The organism is Vibrio sp. 10N.247.311.49, assembly GCF_041467655.1.
Lineage (GTDB): Bacteria > Pseudomonadota > Gammaproteobacteria > Enterobacterales > Vibrionaceae > Vibrio > Vibrio crassostreae_C.
The window spans coordinates 33,410-53,774 of the sequence record NZ_JBFSVA010000007.1 but is presented as its reverse complement, the minus strand read 5'-3'; the positions used below and the strand labels follow the sequence as shown (position 1 = coordinate 53,774).

Below are 20,365 nucleotides of genomic sequence, written 5' to 3'. Positions count from 1 at the left end.
TATAAAGAGAGCATTAATAAAGTTACCCAGAATCTATGAAATTTCTATCAAAAGTCTCTTACTCCCTAGACGATAAAATCGCAGTAGATGAGTTGCTCAGCGGGGTGGAAAACCCTGACGATATTGCTTGTCTTATTTGCTACTGCACAGAAGAGTATTCGACACTCGCTGTGCAGAGATATTTCGTAGATGCTCTCCCGAACACTCCCATACATGGCTGTACTACTTGTCACGGCATTATGACCGAAACTGGTTTTCATTCTGGTCCAGTCATTGGCGTCCTCATTATTTATGACTCGGGGATCAACGCCTATGGTACGGGAATCGAACATTTCAGCGACTCCATAGACCGCAGTACCTTCAGCGCGATAGACAAAGCACTCAAGAACGCCAACCGAGAAGGTGAAATTCCTGATCTTATCTTGCTGCATTCCACACCGGGTAACGAAGAAAAGGTGATGGCGGCTATCGATAAGAAATTTGGTACTGAAGTGCCAATTATTGGTGGCAGTGCTGCAGACAACCAGGTTTCCGGAAATTGGAGTATCTTCACCGAAGAGTCGCTGTCTATAAATGGTGTGTCTTTAACGGTAGTGTTTGCGTCTCAGTCCATCTATTCCTCTTTCAGCGCGGGTCATACGCCTACGCGGTATTCAGGCACCGTGACCAAAGTAAGAAACCGAATTTTGTTGGAGATAGACCACAGGCCAGCCGTCACCGTTTACAACGAATGGACTAATTTCCACTTAGATGGCAGTGATGATGGCTACATATTCGAAAAGTCGTCAGTCTACCCATTAGGCAGGAAAGTCGGCTCTTCTTACGATTACCCATATTTCAAATTGTCTCATTCGATCAGAGAGACGGAGTGTAATGGGATTGAGCTGTTCACAGACATCAGTGAAGGCGACACCATCTACCTGATGCAAGGGTCTAAGCAGCAGTTGATTAGCCGCGCCGCGAATATCATTCACTCCTCATACTACAACGACATGGATCTTGAAGAGAAACTAGGGGCGATCAATATCTTTTGTGCAGGCTCAATGTTGAACCTTAAACAAGATATGGATGAGGTTTGTGACCAAATAAATCAAGCACTTAATGGGCTCCCATACATATGTCCATTTACGTTTGGTGAACAAGGCAGGCTCTCTGGTGGCGAGAATGCACACGGGAATTTAATGGTATCGTCTGCAACGTTTTATAGGTTGAAAAAGTAATGGGTTCTGAAGGTCAAGAAGCGCTGCAAGAAGCACGTATTGAACTGCAAAAACTAAAAGCCCGTGAGCGAAAGCTGGCTGAAGAGAACAGGGTGATCTTATCAACCATCTCTGCGATCAGTAAGGCAAGTAACATATCTGAGATATTCTCCAGTCTCGAGTTCGTGCTCAAAAAATACATTAAGTTTGATGACTTTATCGTGGTATCAAGGGTAGGGAACGAAGGCAGTTTCAAAACCCTGCTAAGCAATAACAAAGTCTTCGAACAGATGAATTGGAGTGATTGTGGCAAGTTATCTCGAGTGATCAATGGAGAATGCGCCATCCTTTTTGAACCCAAGTCTCTGGGTGAATTCAATTCCTTACATCCCATTATCCTCGATCAAATCAACTCTGTTCTAATTACTGGTATCGATAGCGGACTAACACAATCCGTCATCATCTTTATCCACTCGAATACCAAGCACTTTAGTATTGAAACTAAGGCCACACTAAACCGTTTTCGACCGTTGATAGAGCGTGCTGTTTTCGATATTGAGAACAAAGAAAAGCTTGAAGCAACCGTTCGAGAACGTACCGCAGAGCTTGTCACAGCAAGAAAAGACGCAGAAAGAGCCAACAAGGCCAAGTCTGAATTCCTCGCGATGATGAGTCATGAATTAAGAACACCGCTAAATGCCATAATTGGCCTAATAGACGCCCTAAAATCCACATCATTGAACGAAGAACAACAGTCTATACTGCTTAATATGAGCACATCATCTGAGCTATTGCTGGCAATTATCAGTGACGTATTGGATTTTTCTAAGATTGAATCAGGGTGTTTCTCGTTGGCTCCTCGATGGAGCAACGTAAGAGACACTGTAACTTTTGTATTATCTGAACAAAAGAAGACAGCAGACGATAAAGGTTTGCCGCTAACAGTAACTAGCGATATCCCTGAAGGTGAACTTCATTACATCGACCCAAGTCGCTTGGCACAGATCCTATTTAATTTGATCGGTAACGCGATTAAGTTCACTGAGCGTGGGCATGTCCATGTTTCTATAAAGTACCAGCAGAGCTCTTTCTATATAACGGTGGAAGACACAGGGATTGGCATTAGCTCGCAACAACTTTCGTCGCTGTTCAGTCCATTTGTGCAAGCTGATAGCACAATCACACGTAGATTTGGTGGCACAGGTTTAGGCTTGGCCATCACTAAAAGACTGGTTGAACTGATGCGCGGGCGCATATCGGTAGAGAGTGAGCCTGGAAAAGGCTCCAAATTCGAAGTACAGTTGCCAGTGCTTACTAGAGTTACGAATAATCTGGCTAACAAAGAAGACGAATCTTCACGAGAGTTAAGAAGCCGTTATTCCGTGTTAGTTGTCGAAGACAATCCAACGAATCAAATGGTGATAAAGTTAATCCTTACAAGACAAGGCCACGAGGTTTTCATCGCAAGTAATGGTGAAGAAGCGATTGGCTTTATTGAAAGAGGCAACGAATCAATAGACATTATCTTAATGGATGTGTCGATGCCGGTCATGGATGGATTAACCACAACCAAATACATGAGAGACGCAAACATCAAAACACCAATCGTTGCGCTAACAGCACACACATCAGTAGAAGACAAATGTTCGTGCTTAGATGTCGGCATGAATGATTTCGTGACCAAGCCAGTAAGAACTAAAGAGATCACAGAAGCAATTGATCGATTAATGCTTGAAGTCTAATAAACGTATTCTTAATCGAAGATTAGGAAATATGTTTATTAGGTATTTTATGGTAAATAGCCTTACTGTTAAATAGAACATCGATTTGGTAGATAAACAAGAGGCAGGGCATCGCACAAAGATACCTGCCTTATAAATACCAAACACCATTTAACATAATATACATAATACGCAGTCACTGTATGTGAAATCTGAGGGGTTTCAATGCCTTAGTCCTTGCAGATTTTGCACACGGCGCCGGACTAAGTCCTTAATGTCGTTGGTTTTATGGATTTTATCTGCACGTTTATGCATGTTGAGTTCAATATTGTTGGCTATACTTTGTTTTCGTGTCTCTGATTTTTGCGCTCACGTGTTGCCGTTTCCAGAGACTTTCTACTACAAACACACTTTATAAGGAGAAAAAAAACTTTGCGCGCTTGTCTTAATTTTTGAAGGAGATCACATGCTCACGCCACACTTTGCGGATCTCGTGCACGATCACTTTGGTGATATCCACGACGCCGCGGCCTTTTTTCACGTTCAACCAATCACAGTCCAACGATGGCTCTCAGGTGAAGTCCCTGTGAACCCGATGGCCGAAAAATTGATGAACATCCACGCTCGCGGTTACTTGCCGTTAGACTATCGTTGGAATGGATTTAAGGTGCACTTTGACCGTGCTACCTTGATCACGCCTGAACGACGCGAGTTTAATCCGAAAGAATTGCTCAGTTTTGCGTATTGGCGCGACGAACATCGTCAGCTCGTTGAACGCCACGGCCGAATTGATTCCCCAAAGTTTTACCCACCTAAAGAGCATCCTTTGCCATTTCGTGGCGGTCGTCGTATGCCAGCGAAGCCTTGGGTGCCTACCAAATTCAAATAACAACAACACCCACACGTGATAAATTTCTCGCTCTCCAAGGAGTAATTCTCGACATAATGTAAAGTTGTTGACTTGCCAGCCTATGCTAAGCGCTTCATTTCTTTATTTATTTCTGTAAAAATCAGTTCAACATCTTTCGAAAGTTTTTTGTAATCTTCAGTGATTTGTTCCTGACTTTTGTTAGCTAAAAAGAACAATTTCTTAGATGCTTGCATAATCAAATCCACATGTTTAGCTTTAGGGTCGATCAAATTAGCGGAGGTCCATCTTATTATTGACTTTTCGGTAAGACTAAAAAGAGGCTCTTTATATAAATTAAAACTATTCACGATTTTTACAGCATCACGCTGAGATTCAATTCTATTTTTAAATTCACTCATGATCACTTGATTCTACTTATTAAGGACTTCATCCATGTTTCTATCTGTGGGATGACTTCAATTGCGATATCGATTTGAGATTGAGTAAGGTTTTCCCCTACTCCTCTGGTGCATAATATTCTAGCTGATTCCAATATACTAAAAGCTTCTTTGTCTATATCTAAACTTGACGCCCCTAGATTACTGCTAGAGCGCCTCGAAAAATCTGGCTGATCTGAATATCCAAGGGAATAACATGTAGCAAAATTTCTAATTGAAAGAAAAATTGTCGAAAGATCGAAGACTAAGGACATTGATGATTCACATATTGAATCACGAGCTGAGTTAAAAATGTCATAAAACTTAAGACAATCAGCCTTACCACTATCATATAGGTTAGGTTTACCTAGCTCATGAAGAAAATTGGAGCCATCTTGCGAAAATACTAACTTCGACTCCAAATGTAAGTGCCATGCAAAAGGGTTCCCTTGCTCCCACAGTTCTTGGATTCGTTCATATGAATAAATGGAATAGTCCGAAGGGTTAACATGTTCTAATTGACCTTTTGCAACCATTAACATGTCAACATCAGAACCTAAGTCAATATCTCCCCGACACACGGAACCAAAAGCATAAATGTGCACAGCTTGAGACTCCACCTGTGATCAAAGCGATGATTAACGCATCGAGGTACTCCATCACTTCGTTTTCCATCGAGATGCGTAGTATTCAAGTAGGTATCGCAGCATGGCGCGCATGCCTAGCGTATCAACACAACAGCACCGACTACAAACCAATAAGGGTTAGGGATGTTCTGCAGTGCATTGAAGCCTTGTTCGACGTATGGCGCGTAATTAGGAATGAAAGACAAGATGAGAGGCACGAAGACGACTAACAGGATAAATTCATCCTTAAATCCCCTATCTCGAATGCTGATGTCATCAAGGTTACTGGCCTGCTCTTCGCCATTTTGTAATCGACGTACCCTCGCCTGATGCTTCTCATTTTCGAGTTCATCTTTACGCTTTAACGCCTCAGCTTTGTTTTGATTGAGCTGCTTATACGTCGCTACGCCACCGGTCACAAGATTCAATAATGCGCCAATCATGGGTACACCAAACGATTCAATTCAACATGTGGACCATCTCTAAGGCTTTTCCAGTCACCGCCCCAAATGATAGAGACATCAAGCTCCCTAGCCGCTTGTTTAAAGGCTTTGCTGATGGCTTCATAATACTTAAAGTCCCATGTCACCTTGCTATTTTCATCGTAAGCCACGAAATCAATCGCATGCCCGGATTGATGGCGACTTGGACGTTTGTGGCCGTCTAATTGGCTCAAGCCTTCCTGATAGAACTAATGTTGGTTGGTGTAGAGAACCTAGGTCATAAAGAGACATTTTCAGAACACTATAAAAGCCGATTGACATAAGTCGCACAGAGCTTGACTGAGAAACACCAAATACACGGCTTTTTTGCTCATCAAGCTAATCAAAATAACTGATTGGATAGTTAAAATAACCATTTTAAATCAATGATATAAAATTATTTGCAAGTTTCATCTATACTCCGCGCCTTTATTAAACGGAGCCCTAACTTTGCAAACAAACAATTATCAAAAACAAGCGATGATCTTATTTGCACTATTAACAATTGGGTCGGCTTTCGTTAACGCTTACGGAATGAACGCGACCATAGGTGAACAGCTCATAGCCTTCATTTCGTCGCTTATCAGTTATATTGTTATTGTCTCTCTGTTCTTAAGGTTCGCTAACGTAGACGTTATTAATTCCAAATATCGAACCTTGATTGGTGCAAGTTTTGTTTGCATAACCATCTTAGAGAATGTTTATCCTATGGTAATATTCAGCAGCCATGCACTTACTAGAGAGTACTATGTCATTTTTTCCATTAAGCTAGTCGTCAATAGCTATGTAGCGAACGTGATAGTTAATGAAATCAATGTACTTGGCCAGTTTTTAAAGGCACCACTATTAGATTCCATACTAATAAAGATCAAAGCACGTTTAGACTCAAAAGCGGATGCTAGTCGAGTATATAAAAAGCTATACCCTGTATTAGAGGTGCTTCTTGAGCAAGGCTATAGTTTTGATTCACAAGAAGTGAGTAGGATTGTCAACGTGTTGGGAGAACTGCCGGCATCAGGAACAAAACGAAAGAACTTCGCCAATTTATACTTAAGAGATGAAATCACTTTGCGTAAGTTGCCTCGTGATCCTTCATACTTCGACGGCCAAGCCCTTTGGCATTAAACTTCTTAAAAAAACACGCTCGATGTTCATGTGGTGGTTGATTTATAACTCGTTGAATTTGAGGGATTGATGTTTCTGTTAATAGCTATCTAATGGCAAGGAAAGATCTGAGCTTCGCCTTTTTATACAAAACTAATCAACTTAAACCTTATTCATAACTCCGTAATGGACAACATTCACCTCACAACTTTCAAATGCTGAAACTCAAGCAGTTAAGCCAAACATAAAAGTTACGTTGTATCTTATTTTCAACAAGCGAATGTTAGATTACTGTCGCTCAGCTGCCAGATAAACCACTTAAACAGGCTACTATTTCATGTTTAAATTTTGATCTATCAAACAGTTATATGAATATATTTGGTGATTAGGCAATCAAATGCTATGCACTCAGGTATCAGCTATGAATTAAAGTGTTAACATCAGGCAATTTTGTAAACTAGGTGTTTGATATGTTGCCTAAACTTTATAAGTTCAGATCCCTCCATGATAGAAACATACAGTCGATTGCCGAGTGTTCGCTGTGGTTCGATTATGCTAAAACTTTCAATAACCCTTTTGAATCTAACCACATATTCAAGAATGAACTTCAAAACAATTTCAAGGTTATGTGTTTTTCTCAATCCAGCGACCACCCTATACTATGGTCTCAGTATGGCGACAACTTTAAAGGTATGTGCATCGAGTATGACCTCAACTGCTATAACGGTGAGGCCAACCTCAACTGTTTCGAAGTCCAATACGAAGATGAGCCAAGCATGTTCCACTCAGCATCGTTGGGGGAATTGCAAGGAGCTGAATTGGGATCTGAAATGTTCAAGGTTAAGCACTCTAATTGGTGCTACGAAAAGGAATACCGCTGGGTATTACCTGATGACGAGATGATCGGAAATAAACTCTACCTTAATAGAGAGTGCCTAAGCTCGGTGATTCTGTCAGAGCACGCTCCTGCCGACAGGAAATTGAAAGTTCTGATGACTTGCCAGCGCCTTGGTATCCCTGTTAAACACGCAATAGCAAAGCAAGAGTCGTTTACCTTCGAAGTGGTCAGTTAAGTAGAGTGTAATCCTACTGTTTAGCGCCAAAACAAGACATTCACATAAAGTTACAGCGCAACAAAAAAGAGAGCGACATTAATGAGACTCTCTCTTTTTATTACATGTTCACCGTAAGCTTTCCCAATCCTTTATCTTGCATCTGCTCAATCGTCGCGATAGACATTTGAACAGTTGAAAACCAATAAGGTCGGTGCTTAACGTTAAATAGTTCACTATTATCTAACGCCTCGAAAACAGAATATTTTCTACCTTGAGCCAAAGCTGCACCATAAACCGTTCGCTCAAGTACTGGAATGTCATTCACTTCCTCTAGAAGTGCCCTCTTGATGAACTGATTTCCAGGGCTCCAATCTATAAATTCAACGAGGTTTTTTAGTAGCTTAAGCTCTAGCTGCTCGACCATTGATTCAAGAAACTGTGTGTTTGGCATCACCTCAGTACAAGCATAATATTCGTCATGCTTGTCACTTGCTTCACGATAACCAAGCATCGTTTTTACCAATGCGTCTTCAAACGTTGAAGAAAAGTGGTTACAAATTAAAAACAAAGGCAGAACTCTCAACACACCAAGTAAAATGCCTACGTTAGGATCTTTAACCGACGTTTCTTGAAGTCGAATTCGAGTCGCATTTGACGTCACGACCAAGTGTTGCCAAACCTTAGGTGTGATGTGTTTAATGTTGCCATCATTCCACTTAATCAGCTGTTGACTCATTAACAATGGGAACAATAAACGACAATTTTCTATTCCTATTTGTCGTGCTGCAACTTTTGGATCGAGAATTACCTTAGATTTCTTTCCATATTTATCTGCAAACTCTTGATTGGAAACAAACTCGATTAAACTTGAGCTCAATGGCCTACTTTTCGCGGATATTTCATGGAGTTTGGAAAAGTTTAAAGATGGCGAATACGCAACACTAGCGAACTGATTGTAATCGGGTAAGTCTGAAAACAACGAACTTATTAAGGTACCTTGAAGCTTCTCAAGCATTAGCGCAGAAGCGGCATTGCTGACATCATCGATAACGTATCGTAAGGTTTGTTGCTTCGCGTCGACTTTTTCACGATGAGCATTGACTCTATCCTGCTCGCAGCGCAATAAAATACGTTGATTGTGAGATATGCGGTCAGATTCATCAAATATGACACTATCACAATACCTATTTTCCAAACTTAGTAACGTGTCTACTGTAGATTGTGCGAGCTTATATTCAGGTGAGATTAACCATCGATTAAAGCGAGCTTCAACATTGATTGAGACCTTCCTTGAGATCTCAACTACTTCAGGGGTATAACTTTTATTTGCTAACAACAACCGTGACTTTCCTTTGCCGTAAATGCTCTTGTATCGGCATATCCTGCCTTTATAACAAAACTAATATTAATAGAAATTAGAGATTGGTTCACGAAATTGTTTCAATAAAATTAAGGATATTTAGTTATAGTGCGTTGAGAGTGGCTAGTGTGTGATATGTAGCCGGATATACTTTTCTGGAAAGCTGTATTTGAACCTTTTCTTCGTCGGTAGGTGTTTTTTCGCCTGCTTGCAAACTTTACTATCTCCAGACGTTCTCACCTTTTTGATTCTTGCATAACCTTTAGAGTGCTTCATCTCAATCATCAGATCGCAATAACCCTCGAAATCAACATTACTCTTGTTGAGCCCTTTCATGACGGTGACTTTTATCTTTTTAGCTACAGGATTAACCAATGCATCGTCGGGAAAAGCGACTGGGGATAAAAAACATAATAGTAATACTAGATATCTCATACTGCTCTCTCTTTGTTGAGGGTGAGAACAGTATGCGGAGATTTAAGAGAAATGAAGGATTAACTTAGTATGAGGATTGACCAGCTAACGCGTAACTCTCAACGATTACGCTTTCTTTGAGCCTTTAGACTTAAAACCATTATGCGGGAACACGTTACGAATACGTTGCTGTACGTTTTTAGGAACATCTTTAGTGAACTTGAGATTGTAACCAGAACGTTTTGCATACACTTTTAGCTCGCCTTTAAAGGTATTGTTATGACCAATCTCTTGAAGGTTGTGCTTAAAGCTCGGTGGAAGATGCCCTTTAACTTGTTCGATCGCCCCGTCGCTAAATTTAATTTTCAATACCGGTCGGTCGACTGCTACTAACCAAAAAACTAATACCGCACCGATTAAGATTACGTACATCATAATGTCACCACTACTGTTGATGGTTATTTATCGTCAGAAAGGAGCTTGCTTAAGTCTTCTTTGAGGCTAGTCACCGTCTTGCTGGCCTGCTCACTACGAGACGCTTCGCTAACCAAATACTCGATGGCATCTGAGAGCGTACAACCTAGCTCGTTCGCACGTTGAGATAGCTTTTCCCATACACGGTAATCAAGGTCGATTGATTTCTTCTTTGTATGAACTTGTTCAGCATTGAAGTGGCGTTTTCGCTTAGCTCTGATCGCTTGTTTAAGCTTGTTATCGAGCTCAGGAGACATGTTGTTAGATATCCACTCAAGGACACCTGTAGGTTGGTGTTCAAGCTTCAATAAGGCTTTAACAGCAACGTCAGCTTCACTTGAATCTATGTGGCAGGTGATCGACTCGCCTTCTTTCCATTTTTTGACCAGATAGTTCCATTTCCAACCACATTCCAAGTTTTCAAGTTGCTGATATTTCATGTCTAATCTCGAGAGTTAATCCTAGTGACAGCGTAACCCAAAATAGGCTATTTAACAATTATGATCTTGAAAGAATAGACCAAGATCATACTTATATTAGCTTAGTGATTAGTAACTACAACATAGAGCTACAAGCGAGATCGGTTTTTCTATATACTCCCTACCTCATTATCATAATCAGAAACTTAAATGACTCAAGTAGATTGGCGACATGTTACGCCTCAGTACGACGAATATAGCGCTCAATTAGAGCAATTCCCTGACATCTCGCCTTTCCCGTTTTCAGATATTCAACATAGATTCAAAGATGCGTTAACCCGCTTTGTCCGTTTGTCTAACCTTTCGCGTGTTTTACTTGTAAACGCTCCAGACAATTCGATCTATCGTCAAATGATTGTTGAATCTCTAGTCACTGCTTTAGATGATCACACTCTACCGGTTATAAAAACTGAGTCTTTAAATGCTGTCTCTCTGTTTGACCAAGTTCAGTCAAAAGACGGTAAGGTTGTAGCGACAAAGCCCGGCCTACTGGCTAGAGCAAACAACGGCTATCTGATCGTTTCAGCAAACTTGATCTTGGCAAACCCTGGAAGCTGGTTACTACTTAAATCAGCACTGCTTGGTGAAGCCGTAGAACCAATCAGCAGCAATCCAGAGCACTTGAACCAATCCCCGACTTTGCCTTTGACTTACAACATTAAGTTGATTGTTGTTGGAGACAGAGCTCAACTAGGTGACCTTGATTACCTGGACAGCGATATTCAAACCGGTTTTTGCCTATTTAGCGAAATTGAACAAGATATCAAGCTCTCTGAAGAGACTTTGACTCAATATCTTGGTTACCTTAAGTGGCTTCAACAACGCTATGAATTGCCAACCATCACGCAACAAGCGTTGACGGGCATTCTTACTGCCGGAGCAAGAGAAACGGAAGATCAAAGCTATATTCCATTATGCCCTATTTGGCACAATGCATTATTGAACGAAGCTCTGATTGAAGCCGACAATGGTGAGATTGATATTCACCATATCCAACAAGCTCAACAGCACAAATATAACCGCGAATCTTACCTACCAGAACGCGCCCTTGATGATATTCGAGATGGCCAAGTCATTATCGAAACCGAGGGCGAACAAGTTGGTCAAGTTAATGGTCTGACGGTTATCGATGTTCCAGGACACCCGATCTCTTATGGTGAACCTGCACGAATTTCCTGCGTTATTCACTTTGGTGATGGGGATATTGCCGACGTTGAGCGCAAAGCCGAGTTGGGTGGTAATCTTCATGCTAAAGGTATGATGATCATGCAAGCATTTGTGAGCAGCGCACTAAACCTTGAAGATCCGTTGCCATACGCTGCTTCTGTTGTGTTTGAGCAATCGTATTGCGAAGTAGACGGCGATAGTGCTTCTCTTGCTGAGCTTTGTTCTCTGGTGAGTGCTTTGTCTGAATACCCTATCAATCAACAAATTGCGGTTACAGGTGCAGTTGACCAATTTGGACGTGTGCAAGCTGTTGGCGGGCTAAACGAGAAAATCGAAGGCTTCTACCATGTGTGTAAGCACAACGGCTTAACAGGCGAACAAGGTGTGATCCTTCCAAGATCGAACTTAAGGCATCTTGCACTAAAGCCTGACCTTATTGAAAGCATTAAGAATGAAGAATTCCATATTTGGTCTGTGTCTAATGTAGACGAAGCAATTCCTCTCATTATGAACAAACCATTTAGAGACGATGAACAAGAAAGCGTTCTGAGTAAAATCGCGGAACGTATTGAAAACTTTGAAAGACATGAGCACCCTATTGGAATCGTTGGACGCATTAAAAACTGGTTTGTCTAGTACTGATCGGACTTGTTTAGCGTACACCTGTTTACTAATATGCACCTATCAAAAATCGGAGTAATTGATAATGCAAAACAAACGTGATTCTTACACTCGCGAAGAGCTTCTAGCATCAAGCCAAGGCGAACTATGGCCACAAGGCCCTCAACTACCAGCACCGAACATGCTAATGATGGATCGCATCACTAAGATGTCTGAAACTGAAGGTGATTACGGTAAAGGTTTAGTTCTTGCTGAGCTGGATATTACTCCTGACCTATGGTTCTTCGATTGTCACTTCCCAGGTGACCCTGTAATGCCTGGTTGTCTAGGCCTTGACGCAATGTGGCAGCTGGTTGGTTTCTACCTTGGTTGGGTTGGCGGCGAAGGTAAAGGTCGTGCTCTAGGGGTTGGCGAAGTGAAATTCACTGGTCAAATTCTGCCTACAGCGAAAAAAGTAACTTACGAGATCCACATGAAGCGTGTTGTTAACCGTCGTCTAGTTATGGGCCTTGCGGATGGTCGCGTACTTGTTGATGGTAAAGAGATCTACGTTGCTAAAGATTTGAAAGTTGGCCTTTTCCAAGATACGTCAGCATTCTAATCTAATAGTTAGATTTTTAGTAAAGCAGCCTATGGCTGCTTTATTTTCGTTCCAATAAATTTAGTTATAGTGCATTAAAGTATCCCGTATTAAGCTTGAAACAGGATAAATCCACCAGCGATACGCTTATGATAGCGAAACTAGAATGCTACATAGCTCTGGGAGTCTTTGTGTTGTTCTGAAACTAACAAGGCTCCAGCCGTTGTAATCAACAGACAATGGAGCCCTGACCTTGAATTCTTTACGCCCTATCTACTTATAGAGACCTGATTGCTTGTCATCTTTGGCGTCACGCCATCCACCTAACCAATAAGACCGAGAATCCATTTGGCTATATGGGCAAGCTTCTTGCGACCGTCCATTTAAACCAGCCTTGTAGCCTTGAGATTGTGCTCGTTCTAGTCGATCACGCTTTTGTCTCTTCATAGTGCAGTCCTCATACGGGTGTTACATTTACTAACATACAATGATTACAACTTTACGGAGTTTTTGTGACTCCAACTTTAAGAATCGAACAATTTTTTACTTTTCTCAAGGCGAAAAAAAGCCCGAATTCAGAAATGTGAACTCGGGCTCAAGAGATAAAATTATTTAAATTTTCTACGGAACCCTAATAGACCAAGAACAGTCAAAGTTAACCAACCTAGACTACCACCTTGACGATCAACTTTTTCTGAGTCGGCACTACGAGTTTGAATATCATCTTTAGTCGCACCTGCAATTGGAACCAGTTTAACCGCAACAACCTCTTCTACCGCATTAGATGACGCACCGGCACAGTATGAGTTATGAGACGTTGTATCGTAGGCTTGTTCCTTATCTCCTCTACCATCTCCATCTGTATCAAGCATGCATTTAATAGCTGTCGCAGAAATCACACCGGCATCATTAATATCTGTCGCATCAATGATACGGAAATAGTTATTAGCGTCAGAGTAATCTTGCCCATCTGCGTTTGCACCGTTTGTTAGATCATCTATCCACCAAGCTTGGCCATTAAAGATGTCTACACGACGCTCATCTTTCGAGGAGTCGACATTGTATGGGTAGATAAAGCCTCTATGTCTACGCTCACTGCCATCAACCTCACGAGTGGTTTCTGCATCTATTTGACCGACAAACTCATTGAAGTTGTTAACGGCTTTAGCTTCACCACTTGAGCCACCAAAGAAGATACCACCAGACAGGTATGTTGCCGTCGGAGTCACTGCAGATGCATCCGTAACAACGAAAATCTTGTTACCTGCACTACCGCTCTCTGGTACATAACCATTACGCTTAGAATAACCCACAGCAAACAAGTTATCGTTGATGTCAGTAGCAACGGAGTTACTGTATCTCGCATCATCGTTAGATGAACCAGACTTAACCTCTGCACCGCTGATAAACTTGTTATCCCAGGTTACTGTCGATAAATCGACATCGTTCGTAAAATCAATCTGGCTACTAACAAAAATGTTCGCATTCATATCACGCAAATCACCATTTCCGTTAACTGTATTATAACCAACGCCATAGAAATGATTGTTTACTTCTGTTATCCCTCTCATGCTGCCCTGTGAAAAATACTGATCTTCTCTAGCAGAAACACTATTTCCCCAATCAAGTTTCTTAGTGTAAGAGGCGTCCCAAATGGCAGCTTTAGAAGCAAACGCCTTATCTGGTTTAGAAGTATCTGTCGGCTCAAACTCCTCAGATACGCTACCTATATTATAAACAGTACCGTTGCTTGCAGTTAGCGCTTTCCATGCTCGAGTTTCTGAAGTGCCAGTAGGCGCAGCTGTCGTCGTAAACAACGCATTATTACGGATACCACCTTCAGATTTAACGCCAACAGGTTTAGCATCGTCATCTAAAGAATTGATTACCGTATTGCGAGTTTCAAAAGTATCCCCACCTTCAACAAACGCTTTCGCATTTACGTGAGTAAGGTCATTTCTTTCCTTACTCCAAGTGTCATTCCAACGGTTTTCAGCCCAACTTTCACATGTAGAATATCTCAGCTCTCGATAACAATAGTTTTCGAAATCATCACGCTCTTGAATGTACTGAAATGGTGCATCCATTGCGAATGGTACTTCTTCACGATAACTTACCGCTTCAAGCGTATCGCGAGTCTCACCAGCAAGTTTAAATGCACTATCGGTACAGTTGGTTGCAGCTGAATCGAAGCAACCTAACGCAAGCTCATTCGTTCCGTCTGTCGCAACACCAGGTTGAATCGCCACACCATAGATTTCAGAGGCACCTGTAATTGAAGGAGTGACTTCAACGACCTTGTAAAGCGCTGCGTTAGCATGAGTTGCCGCCAAAACTAGGGCTGCAACTGTAGTTAATTTAAATTTAGTACAAGTCATTATTACTTCTTAACTTTCCTGTTGTAGTGCCTCGAGCTCTTCCCAGCGCTCAAAAGCAACTTCAAGCTCCTGCTCTGCTGCAGATAGCTTATCTAATACTGGTTGTGTCTGCTCTACAGATTTCGAAAAGAAGCTTGGATCGTTGACTTCTTCCTGAAGAGTTTCAATTTGAGTTTCCAATTCTTCTAAACGCATTGGTAGCGCTTCTAGTTCTCGTTGTAGCTTATACGATAACTTCTTAGGTTTAGCCTTAACTGGCGCAGTTTTGGGAGTTTCCTCAACTACTTTCTCAGGCTTTGATGGCTTTTCAACCTGTCGGTACTCTAATGCTTGCTTTCTTTGCTGTTGAGCATCGTGATAGCCACCAACAAATTCTTCAATCACACCGTTACCTTCGAAGATCCAACTTGTCATAACCGTGTTATCAACAAACTGACGATCGTGGCTTACTAAAAGAAGCGTACCCTGATAGTTGGCAAGCAAATCTTCTAAAAGTTCCAAAGTTTCGATATCTAGATCGTTGGTTGGCTCATCGAGAATCAGCAAGTTGTTCGATTTGAGGAAAATACGAGCTAATAACAGACGGTTTTTCTCACCACCAGACAGCGCTTTAACAGGAGTACGAGCACGTTTAGGCGAGAATAAGAAATCTTGTAAGTAGCTAAGCGCATGACGCTCACGACCGCCTACTGTGACTTCTTGCTTACCATCCGCTAGGTTATCAATTACAGACTTCTCAGGGTCAAGGATCTCGCGGTATTGGTCAAAGTACGCCACTTCAAGTTTCGTACCGCAATGCAGACGACCTGAATCAGGTTTTAACTGGTCAAGTAGCAACTTAAGAACGGTACTCTTACCACAACCATTCGGGCCGATAAGAGCGATACGATCACCACGCATGATGTTGAAGCTGAAGTCCTTAACAATTTCTTTGCCTTCAAAGCCAAAGTTAAGATTCTCAGCTTCAAATACAATCTTGCCTGAACGCTGGCCATCGTCGATTTGGATAATCGCTTTGCCCTGCACTTCACGACGGTTCAAACGTTCTTCACGTAGCTTCTTAAGCGCACGTACGCGACCTTCGTTACGAGTTCTACGAGCTTTAATGCCCTGACGAATCCATACTTCTTCTTGAGCAAGCTTCTTATCGAATTCAGCGTTTTGCATCTCTTCGACACGTAACGCTTCTTCTTTATCTAATAGGTAGTTTTCGTAATCGCCAGGGAACGAGCTCAACTTACCACGGTCAAGATCAACAATGCGTGTTGCCATCGATTTAATGAACGCACGGTCATGCGAGATAAAGATGATTGAACCACGGAAGTCTTTGAGGAAGCCTTCTAACCATTCGATTGTCGCAACATCCAAGTGGTTGGTCGGTTCGTCGAGTAGAAGCACGTCTGGGTCACATACAAGCGCACGAGCAAGCGCCGCTTTACGCTGCCAACCACCAGATAAATCAGTCAGTTTTGTTTCAGCCGTGAGTTTAAGCGCAGCCATTACGTTACTTACGCGATCTTCAAAGCGCCAGGCGTTCGCATGATCCAGTTGCTCTTGAACGCGAGTAAGGCGGTTTAGGTTCTTTTCACTCGGGTCAGTACCGATGAGATCCAGAAGATCATGGTAGATCTTCAGCTGTTCGCCGATTTCCGCTAAACCACCAGCAACGTAATCATAAACGGTGCCTTCTTCATTACGCGGTGGATCTTGCTCAAGGCGAGATACAACCACATCTTGTGTGATTTGCATCTTGCCGTCGTCCATAATGATGTTCCCAGACAGGATTTTCATCAATGTCGACTTACCAGCGCCATTGCGCCCTACTAAACATACACGTTCGTTTTCTTGCAGCACGAAGTCCGCACGATCTAATAATGGGTGATCACCAAACGCTAATTGCCCATTATGAATTGTAAGTAATGCCATTCTTCTTTAACCAATCATTAAGTTCTAACAAGCCAAATGGCCAGTTAAGCTCTGAGCTTTGAGAAAGGTCAGAGCTTTCAAATTTGAGCACCGGAATAGTGACCCCGTAACGGGAAAAGAGCTCATCATCAAATGCAATGTCAACAACGTTGACGTGATGGCTAATGTTTAACTGTTCCGTGAGTTGGAATGCCATCTCACATAGATGGCACCCTTCTGTACTGTAGAGAGTCAGCACTATATATCCTTATACGATCTCTTAACTACTTATGTGTAATCAACCAGCAGTTATGAATGTGCTTATTGCGAGAGAAGTCCAATGGAAGTGTCTTCGCTGAGATATTCTGAGCCTTAAGACCTAACTCATCTAGAGCTTCCAAGTCCATTTTGAAGTGACGCTTGTTGTTAGAGAACACAATCGTGCCTTCTTCACGAAGAAGACGTTTAAGGTTTTCCATCAGCTGAATGTGATCACGTTGAACATCGAAAGATTGATCCATACGCTTTGAGTTAGAGAACGTAGGTGGATCAATAAAGATCAGATCATAAGAACCCTGCTCTTTAGCTAGCCATTGTAGACAGTCAGCTTGAACAAACTGATGTTGACGACCAACACGACCGTTAAGCTCCATGTTCTCTTTCGCCCACTCTAGGTAGGTATTAGACATATCAACAGTAGTTGTAGAACGAGCACCACCCACAGCAGCATGAACAGATGCACTTCCTGTATAAGCAAACAAGTTTAGGAAATCCTTACCTGCGGCCATCTCACCGATACGACGACGAGTGATCTTATGATCTAGGAACAACCCGGTATCTAGGTAATCATGAAGATTAACAATCAGCTTAACGCCATACTCGTTTACTTCTAAGTTCGATGAGTCTTGAGCCAATTTCTGGTATTGAGAACGGCCTTTCTGTTTCTGACGAACTTTAAGCACAACGTTGTTTGCTTCTACGCCTGTTACTTGAATAGAAGCACGGATGATATCGGTTAAGCGACGTTTTGCCTTCTCTTCCGGTACATCTTTAGGCGCTGCGTATTCTTGAATCACAAGATGACCTGGGTATACATCAATCGCTACATTGTATTCTGGTAAGTCCGCATCGTAGATACGGTAACAATCTAATTGCTCTTTCTTAGCCCACTTGCCAATTTTACCGATGTTCTTTTTAAGACGGTTTGCGAAGTCAGGAGCAATTAACTGTTCTTGCTCGCCCGTTGGACGTTCTGACATCGGACGATCTGAAATTGAGTAGTTCTTTTGGTGACACGGTAACGCACCGTTATTCAATTTGAACTGTTTGTCTGCACGCATGCGTAAGCAGCTTAGTAGCTCGTCTGAGCTAGAGAAGATAGATGCGTTACAGCCACCAAATTCAGCTTTGAGCTGTGCACCGAATGCTGTGTAAAGTGCAATAAGACCCGGCTCGGTACCAAGACGCTCACCGTAAGGCGGGTTAGAAACAATCACACCATCAGTAAACTCTGTAGGACGCTTAAGCTTTGCAGCATCGCCTACTTCGAATTCAATCAACTCTTCAACACCGGCACGACGAGCATTGTCACGCGCAGTTTTGATCATACGTTCATCATTGTCGTAGCCATAGAACTTACATTCCACTTTCTTAACACCACGACGACCTAGAACGTTCGCTTCTGCTTTAACTTCAGCCCAAAGCTCAGGCTCGAAATCTTCTAGTGATTCAAAACACCACTTCTGACGTTTAACACCCGGTGCTAGGTTTGCAGCCATCATTGCAGCTTCAATCACTAACGTACCTGAACCACACATAGGATCTAAGAAAGGTTTCGTTGTATCCCAACCACTACGAAGAAGGATTGCAGCAGCTAGTGTTTCACGCAGCGGAGCACGACCTGATTCTGGACGGTAGCCACGTTGGTGAAGACCGCTACCCACCATATCAACACCAAGAATCGCTTTATCACGGTGTAAACGAACGTGGATACGAATGTCTGGGTTCTCTTTGCTAATAGAAGGACGAGGTAAAGACTTCTTCTCAAAGCAATCAACAACGGCATCTTTTACTTTCATCGCACCGTATTGGCTATTACGGATTTCGTTGTTCGTACCATTGAAGTCAACAACAAAACGCTTAGAGCTATGGAATTGATTTACCCAGTTAACCGCAGTGGTTGATAGGTACAAATCCATGTCGTCCATACAAGTGAATTCAGAAAGGACACGTACAAATCGAGAAGCCAAACGGCTCCACAAACAACAACGATAAATTTGCTCATTGGTCGCTTTGAATTTAACACCTGCTTGAACAGGTTTTGCGTTTGTAATCCCTAGTTGGGTTAGTTCTTCAACTAATAAATTCTCAAGGCCGTTTGAGGTAACCGCTAGATATTGATTCATAGTGTTCTTTTATTGATAAAAATGAGTTCGATTATACCTGAATTTGTAACTAGAGCATCACACTAAACACGTCTTTTCATTGAATCTTTCGACTAACTGGCTAGCAAATGCACAGTCTTGAAGCGATCGCTTACCCACATCCCCTTAGAACATAAGACCTATCAAACCAACTTCATTTCTGACCACTTATTAACCAAAGTAGCAATGTGAATTTATATTCACCTCAAAACTGGTATATACCAAAGGAGATTTATGGATGAAATTTAGCTACAAAAGACCAAAAACAGGGAATAAAGACGGTAGATTTACTCTTCTGGCGATGAAAACGGGCAGAAATTAAGGTGAAAAAATAGTCGTAAGTTCACTATTTAAATGGTTAAGCCGTGATGTATTTATCAGGATGAGGTTTTTTAGGCACAAAAAAATCGGCTAATGAGCCGATTCTGAGGAAGGTTTATACGTTTGTGTGCTGCGATGCGTGGTTGAAATGATGTGCTAGATTAGAGGTTAACCTACCATCGCTATGTGTGTCTGATGAAGGATAGCGTTCGCGTCTACCATTCTATCGTGCATCACCTTGATTGAGTCTCCAAATCGCAGTCCTTTTGAAGGCGTTAACAGGAACTCTTCTAGGTCAACAAATGCACATAGGCTCGCACACTCTCCCACTTCTAATACAATGAAATACCCTAAGCTATGCTCGTTATTCATTTGTACAATATCCCCTTCTTGAGGATATTCATGGCCAGTACCTTGTGAGTCGAAGAACCAACTCTTAGGCTGTACAGGCTTATGGAAACGCTTTGCTGCCACACAATAGAGTGCTAATTCAGCTTGACGAGGCTCAGACAGTTCTAAGCCAGAAATTTGTTCTTTGAAGGTTTGGTATGAAGATGCGTCATCAACGGTGAATTCATTATCTCGAAACGCGCAGTCCACCAGCTTATTGCGGACCAGATTCGTTTTGAAAATCATATCCTCTCCGAGGTTTAGCATTAATGAACATTGCTGCTCATCGTAATACCAACTCCATGTATCGCTAGGTTTAAGCATCATTTCGTCTCACACTGTTGAACCATTCCATTAGGTAAAACGCAAAATTACCTTC

At 42.0% G+C, this 20,365-nt stretch carries 19 protein-coding genes and 2 pseudogenes; 7 read left to right on the top strand and 14 right to left on the bottom strand.

Annotation, left to right across the window (positions count from 1 at the left end; genetic code table 11):
• Positions 1–35 precede the first annotated feature (35 nt).
• The 3 genes from AB6E54_RS09230 to AB6E54_RS09220 all read left to right on the top strand — a co-directional run bounded on the left by AB6E54_RS09230 (position 36) and on the right by AB6E54_RS09220 (position 3,809).
• Positions 36–1,220 (top strand): FIST signal transduction protein, encoded by a 1,185-nt coding sequence (locus AB6E54_RS09230; protein ID WP_017070551.1) that lies wholly within the window; start codon positions 36–38, stop codon positions 1,218–1,220.
• Complete coding sequence (locus AB6E54_RS09225; RefSeq protein ID WP_372106294.1) at positions 1,220–2,941, top strand: ATP-binding protein; 1,722 nt, start codon at positions 1,220–1,222, stop codon at positions 2,939–2,941. The genes AB6E54_RS09230 and AB6E54_RS09225 overlap by 1 nt, the downstream gene beginning before the upstream one ends.
• Positions 2,942–3,386: 445 nt before the next feature.
• Positions 3,387–3,809: a phage protein gene (locus AB6E54_RS09220; protein ID WP_102333346.1), complete on the top strand. Its 423-nt coding sequence runs from the start codon at positions 3,387–3,389 to the stop codon at positions 3,807–3,809.
• A gap of 80 nt (positions 3,810–3,889) precedes the next feature.
• On the opposite strand, the gene AB6E54_RS09215 is transcribed toward AB6E54_RS09220, so the two are convergent.
• From AB6E54_RS09215 to AB6E54_RS09200, 4 genes and pseudogenes are all read right to left on the bottom strand, one after another.
• Complete coding sequence (locus AB6E54_RS09215) at positions 3,890–4,189, bottom strand: hypothetical protein (protein WP_229647984.1); 300 nt, start codon at positions 4,187–4,189, stop codon at positions 3,890–3,892.
• A 2-nt stretch (positions 4,190–4,191) separates the two neighbouring features.
• Positions 4,192–4,812 (bottom strand): nucleotidyltransferase domain-containing protein, encoded by a 621-nt coding sequence (locus AB6E54_RS09210; protein WP_102333409.1) that lies wholly within the window; start codon positions 4,810–4,812, stop codon positions 4,192–4,194.
• Between the two features lie 54 nt (positions 4,813–4,866).
• A pseudogene (locus tag AB6E54_RS09205) lies at positions 4,867–5,276 on the bottom strand (hypothetical protein).
• A pseudogene (locus AB6E54_RS09200) lies at positions 5,273–5,521 on the bottom strand (M15 family metallopeptidase); the annotation flags it as partial. The pseudogenes AB6E54_RS09200 and AB6E54_RS09205, both read right to left, overlap by 4 nt.
• A 244-nt stretch (positions 5,522–5,765) precedes the next feature.
• Between AB6E54_RS09200 and AB6E54_RS09195 the strand changes: the two are divergent.
• Positions 5,766–6,440 carry a hypothetical protein gene (locus AB6E54_RS09195; protein ID WP_102333349.1) on the top strand — a complete coding sequence of 225 codons (675 nt, stop codon included), beginning with the start codon at positions 5,766–5,768 and terminating at the stop codon, positions 6,438–6,440.
• 449 nt (positions 6,441–6,889) lie between these two features.
• Entirely contained in the window at positions 6,890–7,492 is a 603-nt protein-coding gene (locus tag AB6E54_RS09190) for a DUF2971 domain-containing protein (protein WP_102333350.1), read from the top strand.
• Positions 7,493–7,592: 100 nt separating this feature from the next.
• Here the strand turns inward: AB6E54_RS09190 and AB6E54_RS09185 are convergent, their stop codons facing one another.
• The 4 genes from AB6E54_RS09185 to matP form a co-directional block, all read right to left on the bottom strand.
• Positions 7,593–8,813, bottom strand: a complete 1,221-nt coding sequence (locus tag AB6E54_RS09185; RefSeq protein ID WP_017066879.1) for a hypothetical protein — start codon at positions 8,811–8,813, stop codon at positions 7,593–7,595.
• Positions 8,814–8,957: 144 nt separating this feature from the next.
• Entirely contained in the window at positions 8,958–9,269 is a 312-nt protein-coding gene (locus tag AB6E54_RS09180) for a hypothetical protein (RefSeq protein WP_017059671.1), read from the bottom strand.
• A gap of 105 nt (positions 9,270–9,374) precedes the next feature.
• Positions 9,375–9,683 carry a DUF3634 family protein gene (locus AB6E54_RS09175; RefSeq protein WP_017059672.1) on the bottom strand — a complete coding sequence of 103 codons (309 nt, stop codon included), beginning with the start codon at positions 9,681–9,683 and terminating at the stop codon, positions 9,375–9,377.
• 23 nt (positions 9,684–9,706) lie between these two features.
• A complete protein-coding gene (gene matP, locus AB6E54_RS09170; protein ID WP_017059673.1) occupies positions 9,707–10,162 on the bottom strand; it encodes a macrodomain Ter protein MatP in 456 nt (151 codons plus the stop codon).
• A 189-nt stretch (positions 10,163–10,351) separates the two neighbouring features.
• On the opposite strand from matP, the gene AB6E54_RS09165 reads away from it, so the two are divergent.
• Positions 10,352–12,004, top strand: coding sequence for a Lon protease family protein (locus tag AB6E54_RS09165; RefSeq protein ID WP_048615970.1), 1,653 nt, complete (start codon positions 10,352–10,354; stop codon positions 12,002–12,004).
• A 70-nt stretch (positions 12,005–12,074) separates the two neighbouring features.
• Positions 12,075–12,590, top strand: coding sequence for a bifunctional 3-hydroxydecanoyl-ACP dehydratase/trans-2-decenoyl-ACP isomerase (gene fabA, locus AB6E54_RS09160; RefSeq protein WP_017059675.1), 516 nt, complete (start codon positions 12,075–12,077; stop codon positions 12,588–12,590).
• A 252-nt stretch (positions 12,591–12,842) separates the two neighbouring features.
• Here the strand turns inward: fabA and rmf are convergent, their stop codons facing one another.
• The 6 genes from rmf to AB6E54_RS09130 form a co-directional block, all read right to left on the bottom strand.
• Complete coding sequence (gene rmf, locus AB6E54_RS09155; RefSeq protein ID WP_017059676.1) at positions 12,843–13,016, bottom strand: ribosome modulation factor; 174 nt, start codon at positions 13,014–13,016, stop codon at positions 12,843–12,845.
• Positions 13,017–13,177: 161 nt separating this feature from the next.
• Positions 13,178–14,947 carry a DUF3466 family protein gene (locus tag AB6E54_RS09150; RefSeq protein ID WP_102333351.1) on the bottom strand — a complete coding sequence of 590 codons (1,770 nt, stop codon included), beginning with the start codon at positions 14,945–14,947 and terminating at the stop codon, positions 13,178–13,180.
• Between the two features lie 9 nt (positions 14,948–14,956).
• Positions 14,957–16,873, bottom strand: coding sequence for an ABC transporter ATP-binding protein (locus AB6E54_RS09145; RefSeq protein ID WP_102333352.1), 1,917 nt, complete (start codon positions 16,871–16,873; stop codon positions 14,957–14,959).
• Complete coding sequence (locus AB6E54_RS09140) at positions 16,851–17,111, bottom strand: glutaredoxin family protein (RefSeq protein ID WP_019823251.1); 261 nt, start codon at positions 17,109–17,111, stop codon at positions 16,851–16,853. Before AB6E54_RS09140 ends, AB6E54_RS09145 begins: the two co-directional genes overlap by 23 nt.
• A 25-nt stretch (positions 17,112–17,136) precedes the next feature.
• On the bottom strand, positions 17,137–19,257 hold the full coding sequence (rlmKL, locus tag AB6E54_RS09135; RefSeq protein WP_372106295.1) for a bifunctional 23S rRNA (guanine(2069)-N(7))-methyltransferase RlmK/23S rRNA (guanine(2445)-N(2))-methyltransferase RlmL: 2,121 nt from the start codon (positions 19,255–19,257) through the stop codon (positions 17,137–17,139).
• 507 nt (positions 19,258–19,764) lie between these two features.
• Positions 19,765–20,313: a cell division protein ZapC gene (locus tag AB6E54_RS09130; protein WP_017063848.1), complete on the bottom strand. Its 549-nt coding sequence runs from the start codon at positions 20,311–20,313 to the stop codon at positions 19,765–19,767.
• Positions 20,314–20,365: the final 52 nt, after the last annotated feature.